Source organism: Sphingobium sp. HDIP04 (assembly GCF_000445085.1).
Classification (GTDB): Bacteria; Pseudomonadota; Alphaproteobacteria; order Sphingomonadales; family Sphingomonadaceae; genus Sphingobium; species Sphingobium indicum.
This window is the reverse complement of record NZ_ATDO01000014.1, coordinates 1-1,176: the sequence shown is the minus strand read 5'-3', so window position 1 is coordinate 1,176 and position 1,176 is coordinate 1. Positions and strand designations below refer to the sequence as shown.

Below are 1,176 nucleotides of genomic sequence, written 5' to 3'. Positions count from 1 at the left end.
TTTTCCGCCAGCGCCCCGATGGCCTGCTTCAATTGCGTTTCAAGATCGCCCTCAGCCATGCGGCCCTCAGGCCGTGCACTTGGCCCTGGTCCGGCCCTTGTCCATCATCCCGCGCAGGCCGTTCGACAGGCTGGCGCCATAGACCTGCTCCAGTTCCGCATAGACCTTGCACGCATCGGCGGGCTTCTTGAGCTGGATCAGCGCCTCGCCCAGATAGGCCAGGCTGTCGGCGGCGCGGTCGCCCTTGGGCCGCTTCTGGTAATTTTCGTAGAAGGCGACGGAGGCCAAGGCGGGCTTGCCGTCGTCCAGATAGGCGCGGCCCAGCAGGTTCGCGGCCTTGCTGGCGACGGGGCTGGCGCCATATTTGTCCACGGTCGCCTTGAGCTGCGCTTGCGCCTCCGGATAGAATTTCGCGTCCCACAGGCGGAAGCCATAGGTATAGGCGTCGTCCGCCTCATTGCCTGTGGAGGGCCGCTCGATCGCGGCGACGGCGATCTTGCGTTCCTCGCTCGCGCCATTGGCGGCGGGGCGCGGCGCGGCCGGCCGGGCCGACGCGCCAGCCGCCGAAGCGGACGAGGCGGAGGGGCCGAGCGCCGTCGGCGGCACCGCGGCAGGCGCTGCGCGGCTTTCCTGCTCCGCCTTGTAGCGGTTGAACGCCTCTTCCAACTGCTTGAGCTTGAAGGCGTTTTCCTCGACCTGCCCGGTGATGGAGGCCAGTTGCGATTCCAGCGCGTTCACCCGCGCCGTCAGGTCGGCGACCGGCGTGGACGCGGGCGACCCCGGCACCACCGCCGGGGCGGCGGGGCGGGCGATCTCCGCCTCCAGCGGCGCGCCGGCCGGGAACACCTTGCGCTGCACGGCGCGCATTTCCTTCTCCAGACGGTCGACGCGCACGTCGACGCTGACATTCTGCGCCGATAGCGGCGGCGCGAGCGCGACCAGCGCCAGTGCGGCCGTCGCGAAAAAAGCGTTACGCATGATGATCCCCGACTTATATCCGGCCTTAACCATAAGGTTATAATCCGCCCGGTAAAGCGCGACTTTGCGCCAAATTCCGCTGAATCGCCCCTGAACGGATCAGTCGACGGCGGCCGGAGCCGGCACCGAAGCAGACGCCGGAGCGACGGGCTCAGGCGCGGCCGGAGCCGACCGCCCCTGCACCTGTCCCGCGGCGGG

Annotated in this window: 1 protein-coding gene; it reads right to left on the bottom strand. The window is 68.9% G+C overall.

What is annotated here, in order from left to right:
• Positions 1-66: 66 nt before the first annotated feature.
• Positions 67-978 (bottom strand): hypothetical protein, encoded by a 912-nt coding sequence (locus L286_RS25365; protein ID WP_025160480.1) that lies wholly within the window; start codon positions 976-978, stop codon positions 67-69.
• Between the last annotated feature and the right edge of the window lie 198 nt (positions 979-1,176).

Excerpts from the sequence above, each read along its gene's own strand:
- L286_RS25365 (WP_025160480.1), bottom strand. The coding sequence starts at position 978 with ATGCGTAACGCTTTTTTCGCGACGGCCGCACTGGCGCTGGTCGCGCTC.